Annotated in this window: 14 protein-coding genes; 11 read left to right on the top strand and 3 right to left on the bottom strand. The window is 62.4% G+C overall.

Annotated elements, in window-relative coordinates; all coding sequences use genetic code 11:
- Positions 1-59 precede the first annotated feature (59 nt).
- The 9 genes from arfA (at position 60) to ARC39_RS18985 (ending at position 10,573) form a co-directional block, all read left to right on the top strand.
- Positions 60-1,568: an arabinosylfuranosidase ArfA gene (gene arfA / locus ARC39_RS19025; RefSeq protein WP_068116536.1), complete on the top strand. Its 1,509-nt coding sequence runs from the start codon at positions 60-62 to the stop codon at positions 1,566-1,568.
- A gap of 31 nt (positions 1,569-1,599) precedes the next feature.
- On the top strand, positions 1,600-2,700 hold the full coding sequence (locus ARC39_RS19020; protein WP_068116534.1) for an ABC transporter ATP-binding protein: 1,101 nt from the start codon (positions 1,600-1,602) through the stop codon (positions 2,698-2,700).
- A gap of 1 nt (position 2,701) precedes the next feature.
- Positions 2,702-3,577 (top strand): carbohydrate ABC transporter permease, encoded by an 876-nt coding sequence (locus ARC39_RS19015; RefSeq protein ID WP_068116532.1) that lies wholly within the window; start codon positions 2,702-2,704, stop codon positions 3,575-3,577.
- A gap of 3 nt (positions 3,578-3,580) precedes the next feature.
- Positions 3,581-4,429, top strand: coding sequence for a carbohydrate ABC transporter permease (locus ARC39_RS19010; protein ID WP_068116530.1), 849 nt, complete (start codon positions 3,581-3,583; stop codon positions 4,427-4,429).
- 86 nt (positions 4,430-4,515) lie between these two features.
- Entirely contained in the window at positions 4,516-5,823 is a 1,308-nt protein-coding gene (locus ARC39_RS19005) for an extracellular solute-binding protein (RefSeq protein WP_068116527.1), read from the top strand.
- 187 nt (positions 5,824-6,010) lie between these two features.
- A complete protein-coding gene (locus ARC39_RS19000; RefSeq protein WP_068116525.1) occupies positions 6,011-8,218 on the top strand; it encodes a malate synthase G in 2,208 nt (735 codons plus the stop codon).
- 181 nt (positions 8,219-8,399) lie between these two features.
- Positions 8,400-8,828 (top strand): GlcG/HbpS family heme-binding protein, encoded by a 429-nt coding sequence (locus tag ARC39_RS18995; RefSeq protein WP_068116524.1) that lies wholly within the window; start codon positions 8,400-8,402, stop codon positions 8,826-8,828.
- 126 nt (positions 8,829-8,954) lie between these two features.
- The gene (locus tag ARC39_RS18990; protein WP_068116522.1) at positions 8,955-9,731 is read left to right on the top strand and encodes a gamma-glutamyl-gamma-aminobutyrate hydrolase family protein; all 777 of its coding nucleotides are present in this window, start codon (positions 8,955-8,957) and stop codon (positions 9,729-9,731) included.
- 155 nt (positions 9,732-9,886) lie between these two features.
- Positions 9,887-10,573: a D-lyxose/D-mannose family sugar isomerase gene (locus tag ARC39_RS18985; RefSeq protein ID WP_068116520.1), complete on the top strand. Its 687-nt coding sequence runs from the start codon at positions 9,887-9,889 to the stop codon at positions 10,571-10,573.
- A 226-nt stretch (positions 10,574-10,799) separates the two neighbouring features.
- Here ARC39_RS18985 and ARC39_RS18980 read toward each other — a convergent pair whose 3' ends face one another.
- Positions 10,800-11,963, bottom strand: a complete 1,164-nt coding sequence (locus tag ARC39_RS18980; protein ID WP_068116517.1) for a M20 aminoacylase family protein — start codon at positions 11,961-11,963, stop codon at positions 10,800-10,802.
- 114 nt (positions 11,964-12,077) lie between these two features.
- Positions 12,078-13,079 carry a GTP 3',8-cyclase MoaA gene (gene moaA / locus ARC39_RS18975; RefSeq protein WP_068116738.1) on the bottom strand — a complete coding sequence of 334 codons (1,002 nt, stop codon included), beginning with the start codon at positions 13,077-13,079 and terminating at the stop codon, positions 12,078-12,080.
- Positions 13,080-13,192: 113 nt separating this feature from the next.
- Between moaA and ARC39_RS18970 the strand changes: the two genes are divergently transcribed.
- On the top strand, positions 13,193-13,690 hold the full coding sequence (locus ARC39_RS18970) for a D-galactarate dehydratase (protein WP_236545314.1): 498 nt from the start codon (positions 13,193-13,195) through the stop codon (positions 13,688-13,690).
- A gap of 82 nt (positions 13,691-13,772) precedes the next feature.
- Here ARC39_RS18970 and ARC39_RS18965 read toward each other — a convergent pair whose 3' ends face one another.
- Positions 13,773-14,090, bottom strand: a complete 318-nt coding sequence (locus ARC39_RS18965; protein ID WP_068116734.1) for a HesB/IscA family protein — start codon at positions 14,088-14,090, stop codon at positions 13,773-13,775.
- Between the two features lie 83 nt (positions 14,091-14,173).
- Between ARC39_RS18965 and ARC39_RS18960 the strand changes: the two genes are divergently transcribed.
- On the top strand, positions 14,174-15,313 hold the full coding sequence (locus tag ARC39_RS18960) for a deoxyguanosinetriphosphate triphosphohydrolase (RefSeq protein ID WP_068116515.1): 1,140 nt from the start codon (positions 14,174-14,176) through the stop codon (positions 15,311-15,313).
- Positions 15,314-15,387 lie beyond the last annotated feature (74 nt).

The following is a 15,387-nucleotide window of genomic DNA, read 5'->3' as shown; positions in this document are numbered from 1 at the left end:
TTTATTATCACTATATCCGATTTATATCGGATAAGTGAATATACATGGGAGGATCGGGGATGCGTGCTAGCGCGACCGCACACAGTGGCTACGTGATCGGTCAGGTCGACTCGCGGGTTTTTGGCTCCTTCGTCGAGCATCTCGGTCGCGCGGTCTACACCGGCATCTATGAACCCGATCACCCGAGCGCCGACGCGAACGGTATGCGGCAGGACGTGATCGACTTGGTGCGGGAACTCGACGTTCCCATCGTGCGCTATCCGGGCGGCAACTTCGTTTCCGCCTATTACTGGGAAGATGGCATTGGCCCGGTCGACGAGCGCCCGACGCGCCTCGACCTCGCCTGGCACTCCTCGGAATCCAACGCGGTCGGGATCCATGAATTTGCCGACTGGGCCGACGCCGCCGGCACGGAAATGATGCTGGCCGTCAACCTCGGGTCACGCGGGCTGGACCCGGCACGAAACTTCCTGGAATACGTCAATCACCCCGGCGGCTCCTATTGGTCCGACCTGCGCAAGAAGAACGGCCGCGACGAGCCGTGGAACGTAAAAATGTGGTGCCTGGGCAACGAGATGGACGGCCCCTGGCAGACCGGTCAGAAAACCGCGGACGAATACGGCCGTATCGCCTTCGAGACGGCCAAGGCGATGCGCGCCTATGACAAGTCTTTGGAACTGGTCGTTTGCGGCTCCTCCACGCCCACGATGCCGACCTATCCGCAATGGGAGGCGACCGTGCTCGACCACACTTATGACGTGGTCGATTTCATCTCGCTGCATATGTACTTCAAGAACCACGCAGCTGACACCGCCACCTATCTGGCGGAGGCGGCTCGGCTGGACGATTACATCGGCACGGTTGCTGGCATTATCCAGTTCATCAAGGCCAAGAAGCGATCGAAGCGCGATGTCTATATCAGCTTCGACGAGTGGAATGTCTGGTACCATTCCGAAGAACAGGACAAGAAGGTCCTGGAAGGCAACAGTGGCTGGCCGGAGGCGCCGGCGTTGCTGGAAGATATCTACAACTTCGAGGACGTGCTTCAGGTCGGTTGCATCCTGAACACATTCATTCGCCGCGCCGATGTGGTAAAGGTCGCCTGCCTCGCGCAGCTGGTGAACGTGATCGCCCCGATCATGACGGTCGAGGGTGGGCCGGCCTGGCGACAGACGACCTTCTGGCCCTTCCTCTTTGCCTCGAAATATGCCCGCGGTTTGGCGTTTGATCTGGCGGTTGATTGCCCAGGATATGCGACCGATGCATTTGCCGACGTTCCCTACCTCGATGTCGCGGCGGTGAAATCTGATGTCGACGGGGCACTGACCGTGTTCATCGTTAGCCGCCATGAAACCGAAACCATTGATTTCACGCTTTCGCTCGAAGGGTTCGGTGATCGCCAGATCATTGAGGACAAGGTCATCGCGGGTCACGATCTTCGCGCAACCAACGGGCCGGACGGCGAGCCGGTCGCGCCAATGGATGGCGCAGGCGCAACGGTTGGAGCGGGGCGTCTTGCCGTCAGCGTGCCGCCGCTGAGCTATCGCATGATCCGGCTCGGCGCCTGAGCGCAGGGCCGGGAGTAGAGAGGAACACCTCATGTCGGCAGCCATCCAGATCAACGATGTCACCAAGCGCTACGGCGCGCTGACCGTTCTGGAAAACATCGACCTGGAGATTGCGCCCGGCGAGTTTGTCGTCTTTCTCGGTCCGTCCGGCTGCGGGAAATCCACCCTCCTGCGAATGATCGCCGGTCTGGAGGCGGTGGATTCCGGCACGATCTCGCTCGGGGGGGACCGGATCGATACACTGCCTCCGGGCAAGCGCGGCGTGGCAATGGTGTTTCAATCCTACGCGCTCTATCCGCATATGACCGTGTCCCAGAATATGGGGTTCGGCCTGCAGAACATCGGTGTTGCTCCGCGCGACATCGACCGGCGGGTGAAGGCGGCGGCGGAGACGCTGGAAATCGCACATCTGCTGGACCGCAAGCCCGCCAAGCTCTCCGGCGGCCAGCGGCAACGCGTCGCCATCGGGCGGGCCATCGTCAAGGAACCGCAGGCATTTCTGTTCGACGAACCTCTAAGCAATTTGGACGCCGCGCTGCGTGGGCGCACGCGGCTGGAACTGGCGCAACTGCACCAGCGGCTTGGCGCGACGATGATCTTCGTCACCCATGACCAGGTCGAGGCGATGACGCTGGCCGACCGGATCGTGATCCTCAACGAGCGCCGCATCGAGCAGATGGGTGCCCCGATGGAGATCTACCAGCGCCCGGCGACCAAGTTCGTCGCGCAATTCGTCGGCACACCGGCGATGTCCTTCCTCCCCGTCTCCGGCATCGAGGATGGCGCCCGCGGCGTCACACTCGATGTCGCAGGCGCGGGGCGGGTCGAAACCGGCGTGCACCTGCCGGCCACGTTCGCCCGCGAAAACGCGAGCCTCGGCATCCGCGCCGAGGATGCGAAGGTATTGACGCCCGGTGAGGACGGCGTGCCGCTCAGGGTTAAGGTCGTGGAGCGTCTCGGCGACCGTGCCTTCATCTACGGCACACTTTCCGATGGCACCGATTTCGTGGTCGAAGATGCGGGCCGCAGTACAGTCGCCGCTGGCCAGGAGGTCCGCATCGGGTTCGACCCTGACGCGCTGCACATTTTCGACAGCGCCGGCCGCGCGTACCACCACACCGAGGGGGCGTGATATGGCAGAGAGCTACCGTCGCTCCCGCTGGTCGCATGCGCTCTTCGTCGTGCCCTACCTGATCGTTTTCCTGACGCTTCTGGTTTTTCCGCTGTTCTGGGGCATGTGGTTGAGTCTCAACAAGGTGGACCTATTCGGCGGTGCGGAATTCGTGGGACTTCGCCAGTATGCGCGTGTCCTTTCCGACCCGGTCTTCCACCAGGCGGTGCGAAACACGGTGATTTTCGTCGCCGTCTCGGTACCCGTCCTCGTTGGCCTCGGCCTGTTCCTGGCGCTGGCGCTCAACCGCAAGACGCGCGGTGCGGCTTTCCTGCGCGGGCTCTACTTTTCCTCCACCATTCTGTCGGTGACCATCGTCACGCTGATCTGGCGCATCGTCTTCATCCCGAACGACGGCCTCATGGCGCTGATCTTCGCCGGTCTCGGGTGGGAGCCCATCGGGTTCCTTTCCACGAAAGGTTGGTCGCTATTCTCTGTCGGCGTGGCAACCGTATGGTGGTGCATCGGCCTGCCGATGATGCTCCTGTTGGCGGCCCTCCAGCAGATCCCCGCCGATCTCTACGAGGCCGCTGCTCTCGACAATGCCAGCAAGGGACGCATTCTCACGCGCATCACCCTGCCATCGATCAAACCCACGATCATGCTCGTCGCGGTGATCCAGATCGTCATGCAGTTCCAACTCTTCGGGCAGGCGCTCCTGATGACCAATGGCGGCCCGGCTGGCACGTCGCGACCGATTGTCATGTATATCTACGAGACCGCTTTCATTCGCTGGGACGTGGGGCTGGGTGCGGCGGCTTCCGAAATCCTCTTCGTGATCATTCTGTGCGCGGCGATGCTCCAATACTGGATCTCCACGCGCAAGGAGGAGGTCTGAGCCATGGCCGACCGTTCCGCCTTCTCGCCCGAAAGCCTGACAGAGAACCGTCTGCTCTACTGGATTGCCGCCGGGCTTGCGGTGGTGATGCTGGCGCCGGTGATCTGGATTGTCGGGCTGTCGCTCAAGAACAACCAGGAGTTGATGCTTGGCACGGAGGCCGTTTTCCGCGCGCCCTACACGCTCAAGAACTACGCCGATATCTTCGTCAACAGCCAGGTTTTCGGCTGGTTCCTCAACTCGATGATCGTCGCCGTGGGCCAGACGCTGGGTGTGCTCACACTCTGCTCGCTTGCAGGCTACGCCTTTGCTCGGCTCGAATTCCCTTTCCGGCGTACGATCTTCATCCTCGTTCTCTTCGGCCTCGCTGTGCCCGAACAGGCCGTGATCATCGCCCGTCACCAGATGTTCAATTGGTTCGGGCTGCACAATACCCACATCGCGCTGATGCTGCCCGGTATGTCCTCGGCCTTCGGGGTATTCCTGATGACGCAGTTTTTCCGCGCCATCCCGAGGGAAATCGACGAAGCGGCGATGCTCGACAACACGTCGCAGTTTCGCATCTTCTGGAAGGTGCTGTTGCCGCTCACCATGCCCGCACAGGCGACCCTCGGCATCTTCACCTTCCTGCTGGCATGGAACGACTATTGGTGGCCGCTCATCTCCGCCACCAAGAAGGAGATGTTCACGCTCACCATCGGCATCGCCTCGTCGCAGACGAATTTCGCACAATCCGAGGGGCTCGGTTTCCTCTCCGCGCAGGCCATCTTCGCCAGTTTGCCGGTGGTCATCGTCTACATCTTCTTCCAGCGGCACATCGTGACCGCTGTCTCGGGGGGCGCAGTGAAATAGCCCCAATAGCCCCGTCCCGTGGGGGCGCGGGCAGGGTTGAAATTGTTCAAGGGGGGAGGCCCCCGCATTCAGGGAGAGAGACGGAAATGAAACGACTTCTTATCGGAACGGCCCTTGCAAGTATCGCTTGCGCCGGAATGGCTGGTGCCGAGACAACGATCGAATTGCAGCGTTTCTTCGGTGCCTGCGACGCCGATTTCGGAAATGTAACGGATGTCTCTCAGGCAGTGGGCGAATGCGGGATCATTACGGCGCTCGTGAACAAGTTTGAGGCCGACAACCCCGATATCGACGTCAACGTCACCACGGTGGAATGGCCCGGCTACGACCAACTCAACGCCCAGCTTGCTTCGCGTGCCGCACCCGATGTGGTCTCGATGCACTACTCGGTAATCTCCGACTACCAGACCCGCGGATTGCTCGACCCGATCGACGATGTCCTCGCGGCTCAAGGGATGTCGGCGGACGTCTTCACCGATGCCTCGCTTGCCGGCGTGACCAAGGAAGGCGCGACCTACGGTCTGCCCTTCGATAACTGGACCATGCTCTTCCATGTCAACATGAACATGATGCAGGAAGCAGGGCTCGTAGGCGACGATGGCGCGCCGATCCTGCCGGCTTCGGTGGAAGAGCTTTACGAGCAGGGTATGCAGTTCAAGGAAGCCACCGGCAAGCCCTATCTCGTACAGATTCTGGCGAACGAAACAGCGGCCTATACGCGCATCCTCTACACATTCCTGCAGCAGCAGAACGCCGATTTCTTCGCCGATCCGACGGCGATCAAGTTGACCACGCCCGAGGCGACCAACGTCGTTGAAATGCTCAAGAAGATATACGATGAGGGGCTGACCACGACCGACATGGATTATCCGGCGGCCGTGTCGGGCTTCTCCAACGGCGCCGGCGGCATCGCCGTCAACGGCACCTGGCTGATCGGCGATTACACCGCGCAATCCGAGGCCGAAGGCAACGCGCTCTCGGGCGGCTACACGGTCTACCCGCTGCCGCAACTGTTCGAAGGCCGCGATAGCACATACGCCGACGGCCACGGCTGGGTCCTGCCGAAAAAGGACCGCTCGGAGGAGCAGCTCGAGGCGATTGGAAAGCTCTTCAAGTTCCTCGCCGAGAACGATTTCCACTGGGCACGGACCGGCCACCTTCCGGCGGTCAAGGCGGTGTTCGAGATGGAAGAGTTCCAGTCGCTGCCGCATCGCGACAATATTGCGGAGATCGCCCAGACAGGTCAGTCGCTGCCGCCGGAAGTGCTGCGGCAGTTCGCAATCCAGGACATCCTGGGCGAGGAGATTGCGGCGGCTGTACATGGCGACAAGTCTGTCGAGGATGCGCTGGCAACGGCAGAAAAACGCGTCAACGACCTGCTCGCGAACATCTGACGCGGCTTCGGCCGGTGTCACGCCGAGGGCTTCCGGGCCCTCGGCGATATTTCTGTTTGAGAAACTTTTTGGATGCTTCCAGGCAGGGCTGTCTTCAGAACAGCGCGCCGCGCCGATTGAAGCGACCGGCAATTCTGGTAGGGTCGCGGCGCGACGTTGGATCGCCGGAAGAATCCTGGGAGGAATCGTGGATATCTATACCGAGCGCAATGGCCTCAAGATCGAACAGACGCTTGCCAGTTTCGTAGAGCAGGAGGCGGTGGCCGGAACCGGCGTGGAAGCCGCGGAGGTCTGGGCTGGGCTGGCCGAAATGGTAGATGCCTTCGGTGGGCAAAACCGGGCACTGCTCGAAGAACGGGCGAAGATCCATCAGAAGATCGACGCCTGGCACATTGCCAATCGCGACGCGGGAATAGACCAGGCGACCTATCAGGAATTCCTGCGCGAGATTGGCTACCTCGTACCTGAACCGGCCGCATTCTCGGTTGAAACGACGAAAATCGACCCGGAATTCAGCGAGATCGCCGGACCGCAACTCGTGGTGCCGATCACAAATGCGCGCTACGCATTGAATGCAGCTAATGCGCGGTGGGGCAGTCTTTACGATGCCTTTTACGGCACGGATGCGCTTGGTAGCCTGCCGCCGTCAGGCGGCTACGATCCCGTGCGGGGCAAGGAGGTGGTCCGGCAGGCGAAGAAACACCTCGACCGTGTCGTTCCGCTTGTGGCCGGACGCTGGAAGGAAGTGGTCGGCTTCGCGTTCGACGGTCCGATCCTCGGGCTTCAGCACGCGGCGGGACTGACGGCGCTTGCCGATCCATCCGCCTTCGCGGGAACCGTGCGCAGTGAAAACGGAGACTTGCGCGAAGTTGTTCTCAAGGTGCACGGGTTGCACATCCGCCTCATCGTCGACCCGACGACGGAGGTCGGAGCGGATGATCCTGCCGGCATGTCCGACGTGATACTGGAGGCTGCAATCTCCACGATCATGGATATGGAGGATAGCGTCGCATGTGTCGACGGTCCCGACAAGGCACTGGCCTACCGCAACTGGCTGGGCTTGATGAAGGGCGACTTGACAGAGGAGGTCAGCAAGGGTGGAAGGAGTTTCACCCGCGCACTCGCGCCAGACATTGCCTACACCGCACCTGATGGTACGCCGGCCGTTTTGCCCGGACGTGCGCTGATGCTGGTGCGCAACGTAGGGCACCTGATGACGACCCCTGCTGCACTCGATGCCGAAGGAAACGAAATCGGCGAGGGCCTGCTGGATGCGCTGATTTCAGTGTTGATCGCGATCCATGACCTGAAGCGCCCCGGAGGGCCTGCGAATTCGCCCGCCGGTTCCGTCTACGTAGTGAAACCGAAGCTCCACGGACCGAGCGAGGTTGCGTTGACCGACGACATCTTCACGAAGGTGGAAGAGATCCTCGGCTTGGAACGCTACACGGTCAAAGTCGGCATCATGGACGAGGAGCGGCGCACCTCGGCAAATCTTGCGGCCTGTATCGCCGCGGCCAAACATCGTGTCTGCTTCATCAATACCGGCTTCCTTGACCGGACGGGCGACGAGACATCGACGTCGATGGAAGCCGGGCCGATGGTCCCGAAGGACGAGATGAAGAATGCCGCCTGGCTTGCATCCTACGAAACGCGAAATGTCGATATCGGGCTCGCCTGCGGGCTGAAGGGACGGGCGCAGATCGGCAAGGGGATGTGGGCCGCTCCCGACCGGATGGCGGATATGCTGGCGCAGAAGATCGCGCATCCGATGGCAGGAGCGACCTGTGCCTGGGTTCCGAGCCCCACCGCGGCGACGCTGCATGCCACCCACTATCATGTCGTGGATGTCTTCCGCCGTCTGGACGAGATCGAGGCCGAGATCTTGGCGAACGGACCTCGCGCCTCACTCGAAGATCTATTGACGGTGCCTGTGCTGGAGCGGTCGCTGAGCGACCAGGAAATCGAGGACGAGATTCGCAACTGCTGTCAGGGCATTCTGGGCTACGTGGTCCGTTGGGTGAACCACGGGGTAGGGTGCTCCAAGGTGCCGGATATCAACGACGTGGGGCTTATGGAGGACCGCGCAACCTGCCGGATCTCCAGCCAGGCGCTGGTGAACTGGATCCATCACGGCATCGTCGACGAAACGCGGGTGATGAACGCGATGCGACAGATGGCCGAGAAAGTGGATGCGCAGAATTCTGGCGATCCCGCGTACCGACCGATGGCGCCGAAATTCGGCGGCCATGCGTTCCAGGCGGCCTGCGATCTGGTGTTCAACGACGGTAACTGGCCGTCGGGTTATACCGAGCCAACATTGCACTACAGGCGTCGTCAGGTGAAAGCGAAAGAGGCCAGGAATTCGGCAGAAGCCGTTGGCGCCGCAAGGTAGTTCCGAGGCGAAACAAGGGATCCCGCGGCAATCAACCCGCTGGCCGGCAGGGTAACGCGCGGTCAGGATCGGTCATGCGAGAATTTGGGCTAGGCGTTGAACTTCGGTGCAACGGCAAGCGGAAATGCGCGACTAACCGCGTTGTGACGTTTCGGCGCGATACGATGGGAGCAAAAGGAGCATGGCGGAACTGACGCTGGAAACCTGCCGCACGATACTGCGGGCAGCGCTGGCCAAGGGTGCCGAGATGGGATGGAAACCGATGTCGGCGGCCGTTGTGGACGGAGGCGGGCACATGCTTGCATTCGAGAGGGCCGATGGAGCCAGCCCCGGACGGTTCGAGATCGCGCGGGCAAAGGCGCATGGGGCCGCCATGCTGCACATGGGGGGCGTTGCACAAGCCGCACTGGCCGAGGCAAAGCCCCAGGTGGCCGCAGCTCTCACCAAGGTATACGGTGGACAGTTCTTCCCGGTGCCGGGCGGGGTGTTGTTGCGCGACGCTGACGGCAATGTACTTGGCGCAGTCGGTGTGACTGGCGATACGCCCGACAACGATGCTCAATGTGCCGTTGCGGGGGCCGAGGCCGGCGGTGTTCTGGCCGAAGCCTGAAGCGGTCGCGCGCGCCTTGGGCAGGGCGCGCTGGCTGCGGCGGGCACGCTTGCTGTGCGCCGATGCGCTTTGATTGGCGACAAGGTGCGGCTATGTTCGGGCTGTATCACAAACTAGCGAGGCATCATGGCGCGGCCCGTCGTCGGTATCATAGGTAACCACCACCTCATCAACGATGAGTACCCCACCCACGCCGGCGGAACGATGAACTCCGAAGCCGTGGCGGAGGTGGCACATGCGCTGCCAATGGTTGTCCCGGCAGATCCACGTTACGTTTCTGTGGCCGATCTGATGGAGGTCTGCGACGGTTTCCTGTTCACGGGTGGCCGCCCGAACGTGCACCCGGAGGAATACGGCGAGGCGGCGACCGAGGCGCACGGAGCCTTCGACCGGGCACGGGATTCGGTGGTCCTCCCACTGATCAGGGCACTGGTCGAACGCGGCCAGCCTTTCCTGGGCGTCTGTCGGGGATTCCAGGAAGTGAATGTGGCGATGGGCGGGTCGCTCTACCCGGAGATTCGGGACCTGCCGGGTCGGATGAACCATCGCATGCCTCCCGATGGCACGCTGGAGGAGAAATTTGCCTTGCGTCACAAGGTGAGCTTCACCGAGGGCGGGCCGTTTCACCGGCTTTTCGGGGCGCGGGAGGTGATGACCAATACGCTGCACGGGCAGGGTATAAAAGACCCGGGCAAGCGGGTCGTGATCGACGGCGTGGCCCCGGATGGCACGCCCGAGGCGCTCTACGTCGACGGTGCGCCGGGATTCACGCTCTCCGTTCAATGGCATCCGGAGTACCGTGCGGCCCGAGACCCGGTGTCGCGGCCGCTCTTTGAGGCATTTGGACGCGCAGTGGCCGACTGGGCCGCCAGCGGTCGACCGGAGGTCTTGCGAACCGCGTAGGATCCGCGGGCGGTCGGTTCCGTCCGCCGGTTCGCGTTGGCTCTAGACCGCTGCGACCGGAGGGAATACATCGATCAGCAGGCGCGCGATGCGCCGGCGACGGGCTTGCGCGCCGGTTTGTCGGCGGTCCTAAGTCACGATGGAAGGATATTCCCATGAAGCGTTCCCGCATCAACGAGATCATGGCCGCCGCCGACGACATGATCCGCAGCCACGGTTTCGTGCTGCCGCCGTTTGCATATTGGACACCGGACCAATTCAAGGCGAACAAGACCGGCGCAGCGCGTGTGATCGAGGCGCGGATGGGTTGGGACATCACCGATTTCGGACAGGGCGATTTCGACAACCTTGGGCTGTTTCTCTTCACCTTGCGAAACGGCGATCCGGCGGACCTTCGGCGCGGGGGAGGGATGTGCTACGCCGAAAAGCTGCTGATTTCACGGCAGGATCAGATTTCCCCCATGCACCGCCACATCGTGAAGGCCGAGGACATCATCAACCGCGGCGGGGCGACGATGGCAATTGAGCTGTTTGGCTCAGACAAAGAGGGGAACTTCGACGAGACCGCCGGCGGAGCGGTTTGGTGCGACGGAATACGGCGTGAGTTCGCGCCCGGCGAAGTGCTGCGTTTCGCGCCCGGTGAGAGCGTGACGCTAATGCCTGGCGACTGGCACGCCTTCTGGGGCGAGGGGGGAGACGTGCTGATCGGCGAAGTCTCCACCGTCAATGACGATTTGACGGACAATGTGTACCGTGAACCCATCGGGCGGTTTTCAGAAATCGAAGAGGACGTCGCGCCAACACACTTGCTGGTGAGCGACTACGACACTTGGCTGAGGTGACCTTGTGGGCGTCGCCGACCCGCCTTTGCCAACCGCCCGATTGGTTCGGCGACGCCAACACGTGAGCAATGCGCATGGAAGCGACGCGCGGTGGCGGCCCGGTGCGTAGGGCTCCCGCCGGTCGTCGGTGTATCACAGATACACTCCTCCCGTTGGGCCGGGCCGCGCGCGTGCCGCGCGCGGTGCGCACCGTGGTTGCCGGCGGCGACCCGTGAAGGTCGAAAGGTCAGGCCAACGGCATACGGGCTTCGGCAATCTCGACCCACCACGAACAGCCTGCCGGGATGGCCTCATCGTTGAAATCATACTCCGGATTGTGGACCGGCGCGGTCTCGCCGTTGCCCACGAGGATGTAGGCCCCCGGACGTTCCTGCAGCATGTATGCGAAATCCTCGCCCCCCATGACGAGGGGCGCTTCGGCGCAGTCGCCAGAGATGCCCCGTGCGACCTCCGCTGCAAAGGCGGTCTGTGCCTCGGAATTGACCATCACGGGATAGCCGCGATTGTATCGGGCCTCTGCCGTTCCACCGAAAACGGCGGCCGTCGCCTCGGAGATTTCCACCACGCGGCGTTCTGCGAGATCTCTCACTTCCGGCCTCAGCGCGCGAGCAGTGCCTTTCAGGCGTACCTCCTGCGGGATCACGTTATCAGCGTTGCTCGATGTCTCGATGGAGGTGACCGAAACAACGAGTTGGTCCACCGGGTCGGCATTTCGGGAGACGATACTCTGCATCGCAACGATCGCATGACTGGCAATGATCACCGGGTCGATCGTCTCATGCGGCTTGGCTGCGTGGCCGCCACGTCCTCGAAAGGTAATGTAGAACTGGTCTGCTGAGGCAAAGAACGGCCCCGGCCGAATGGCAAAACTGCCCACCGGAAGACCGGGCCAGTTGTGCATGCCGTAGATTTCCTGGATACCGAAACGCTCCATCATTCCGTCCTGGCACATCTCGTTGCCGCCGCCACCGCCCTCCTCGGCGGGTTGGAAGATAACCACCGCCGTGCCATCGAAGTTGCGCGTTTCGGCGAGGTATTTCGCGGCGCCCAGAAGCATCGCCGTGTGACCATCGTGGCCGCAGGCATGCATCGCGCCGGGCACCTGGGAGGCATGCACGGCACCGGTCGATTCCTGGATTGGCAGCGCATCCATGTCTGCACGCAATCCGATCACCTTTCCCGATCCAGTCTGCCTGCCGCGGATCACGCCGACCACACCGGTGCGCCCTATTCCGGTGGCCACCTCGTCGCAACCGAAGCCCTTGAGCTTTGCGGCGACGAATGCGCTGGTCCGATGGGTGTCGAACATCAGTTCCGGGTGACGATGAATATCCTGGCGCCAGGCGGTAATCTCGTCGTGCAACTCGCCAAGTCTGTTCCGCACGGGCATGGGGGGCTCCTGATTTCTGGAGGGCGGCATCGAAAGCCAAGGGGCACACGCACCAATTTCGCAAGATCGCGGCGTTGGCAAGGTGTGTTCGGCGAAGGTGCGCGAACAGGGTGCCTAGCCGCCGGTGTGGCTCATGTGACGGGACACCTGGCCCGCGACCGATTGCCGAGAATAGTCGAAGTCATGGCCCTTTGGCTTTAACCCGATAGCGGCACGGATTGCCTCTTCGAGTGAAGGCGCCATTGGTTCACGCAGGGAGGGCCGAAGGTCGGAGCATCCTTCCTGACCCAGACAGGTATAAAGCTCTCCGGTACAGGTCAGGCGAACACGGTTGCAGCTTTCGCAGAAGTTGTGGGTCAGTGGCGTGATAAAGCCGATTTTCTGACCCGTCTCTTCCAGCCGCACGTACCGGGCCGGGCCGCCAGTGCGTTCGTCGAGGTCCGTTAAGGTGTAGAATTCCTGCAACCTGCCACGTAGGTCGCTGAGGGGCCAGTACTGGTCGAGACGGTCCTCCGCGCCGAGATCGCCCATGGGCATGACCTCGATCAACGTGAGGTCCATATCCCGATCTGCGCACCACTCAACGAGGGCAAACAGTTCATCCTCGTTGAAACTGCGCAGCGCGACCGTGTTGATCTTGACGCGCAGCCCGGCGCTTTGAGCGGCGTCGATACCGCGCAGGACGTTTGCAAGCCGTCCCCATCGGGTGATTCGATTGAATTTCTCGTCGTCCAGCGTATCGAGAGAAATGTTCACGCGCCGCACGCCAAGGGCAGCAAGATCGTCGGCGAAACGATGCAACTGGCTGCCGTTGGTGGTGAGCGTCAACTCGTCGAGCTCACCGCTCTCCAGATGGCGCGACATGGCGCGGAAATAGGACATGATATTCCGGCGCACCAGCGGTTCGCCGCCGGTGATCCGCAACTTTCGCACCCCGAGCGAAATGAATGCGCTGGAAACACTGTCCAGTTCCTCCAGCGTCAGCAGGTCACGCTTCGGCAAAAAGGTCATGTTTTCCGACATGCAATAGGTGCAGCGGAAGTCGCAACGGTCAGTCACGGAAACCCTCAGATAGGTCACCGCGCGTTGGAATGGGTCAATCAGGGGCGCAGACATGACGAAGACGCTACGCATCGGCGCGAAATGAGGCAAGCCCCACCGCGGGCTGTTGCCCGTTTTGTGATGCCGATGCAGGCTGGGCGTGACATCCCGAGGCGGGAGGAAAGTGGATGCGTAGACATGGCTTGATTTTGGCGACGATGCTGGTGGTTGCGGGCTGCGGTCAACTGAAGATGCCTTTCCGCCCCGACGCTGCGGCTCCATCGCCAGCCGTCGGTGTGGCAACGACCGGGCCGGGCACGCAGGCCGCCGCCCCGCCGCCAACCGCCGTGACGGTCGAGCAGTTCGACACGACCACAAATGCGGAGCGTGCTGCCGCAGCCTCGGTGACCGCCGCGCCGGCCGACCGGCGTTTGGGACGTACCATTGCGTCGCTGGGGGATCCGGCCGACCCGGGCTTCTGGGCCGAGACGGGGCTTGTCGAGACAACCACCGAGGGGCGCTTGGAATACCCGGCGACCGGAAAGTCGGTGAAAGTGGAACTGCGCCCGTCGGGGGCAGCGCCAGGCGCCGGCACGCGGGTCAGCCTGCCGGCGATGCGTGTGTTGGAAGCACCGCTCACCGAATTGCCTGAACTCGTCGTGTTTGCGGTCGGCGCCGAAACGTGAGCCGTATACATTGCGCCGAGCCTTGCCGGAGGCTGTACACGGCCAATGTGCGAGACCGTCGACCAACACGGCTCCAGAAACACTACATCGAGAAGCTGACGCCACACCCGCAGGACGAACTGGCGTTGGGATTCTCCACGACGAAACGGGCGCCGATGAGCTCCTCGGTAAAGTCGATCGTGGCGTTTTCCAGAAACGGCAGAGAGACCTCGTCGACCACCACTCTCTGGCCCTGGCCCTCGAGCACCAGATCGCCTTCGGCGGGTTCATCGAGGGAGATATCGTACTGGAACCCCGAGCAGCCGCCGCCCTCGACAGCAACGCGCAGCGCCTTCGGGGCGGCTTCGATCTCGGCCAGCCGCGCGAACGCCCGGTCGGTCACCTTGGGGGGCAGGGTCAAATCCATCATGTGCCTCGATTGCCGCGTCGTATTCCGGTCACAACGAGGATATATGCGGATCCGAACGCTGCACAAGGAGCCACATGGAACTCGCCCCCTATGCCTGCGATCCCGCCTTGAGCCGCGGGCGGCTCTACCCCGAGGCGATCAGTACGTTCCGCTCGCCTTTCCAGCGCGACCGGGACCGTATCATTCACTCCTCGGCCTTCCGTCGCCTCAAGCACAAGACCCAGGTCTTCGTGGAACACGAAGGCGATTATTTCCGCACCCGGCTGACGCATTCCATCGAAGTGGCGCAGGTGGCGCGGACGATTGCCGGCACGCTGGGGCTCAACCAGGAACTGACCGAGGCCGTGGCGCTGGCCCACGATTTGGGCCACACGCCCTTCGGACATACCGGCGAAGACGCGCTTCATGCTCTGATGGCGCCTCACGGCGGCTTCGATCACAACGCGCAGGCGATCCGTATCGTTACCTCGCTGGAGCGCCACTACGCGGGATTCGACGGGCTGAACCTGACGTGGGAAACCCTGGAAGGCATTGCCAAACACAACGGACCGGTGACCGACTCCTTGCCCTACAGGCTGGCTGAATACAACGCACGGCACGACCTGGAGTTGCACACACACGCCAGCGCCGAGGCTCAGGTGGCCGCCCTGGCCGATGATATCGCTTACAACAACCACGACCTGATGGACGGGTTGAGGGCGGGTCTGTTTACCGACCGGGAAATAGCAGACTTGCCAATCGTCGGGCCAGCCTACGCCGAGGTCGACCGGACCTGGCCGGATCTCGATGGAAAACGCCGGCGTCACGAGGCGCTACGGCGCGTGTTCGGGGCCATGGTCGCCGATGTGATCGAAACGGCGCAGAGGGCGTTGGAAGAAGCCAGGCCGGAGACCGCACAGGACGTTCGTGATCTGGGCCGCCCCGTGATCCGGTTTTCCGCACCGGTTTGGGCGGAAATCGGCGAGATCAGGTCGTTTCTATTTACCCGGATGTACAGAGCGCCCTCGGTGATGGATGAACGTGCGCGGGTGACCTGCGTGATCGAGGATCTGTTTCCGCATTACATGCGGCGCCCGGAACTGTTGCCGGACGATTGGCAGGCCGATGTCGCCGAGGCGCGCGGAGCGACTTCGCTTGCGCGGATCGTGGCGGATTACATTGCCGGGATGACCGACCGATATGCGCTCCAGCAGCACACACGATTGTTCGGTTAGGGCAGGTTACCTGAATGCGCGCCTGCGGCGCACGCCTCATGAGCCCTTCGGGCAAGCATTCGGCGCCGTGACGC

It is taken from the genome of Tropicimonas marinistellae, from assembly GCF_001509585.1.
Classification (GTDB): domain Bacteria; phylum Pseudomonadota; class Alphaproteobacteria; order Rhodobacterales; family Rhodobacteraceae; genus Tropicimonas; species Tropicimonas marinistellae.
The sequence above is the reverse complement of the archived record's forward strand: the minus strand, read 5'-3'. Positions and strand labels throughout refer to the sequence as shown.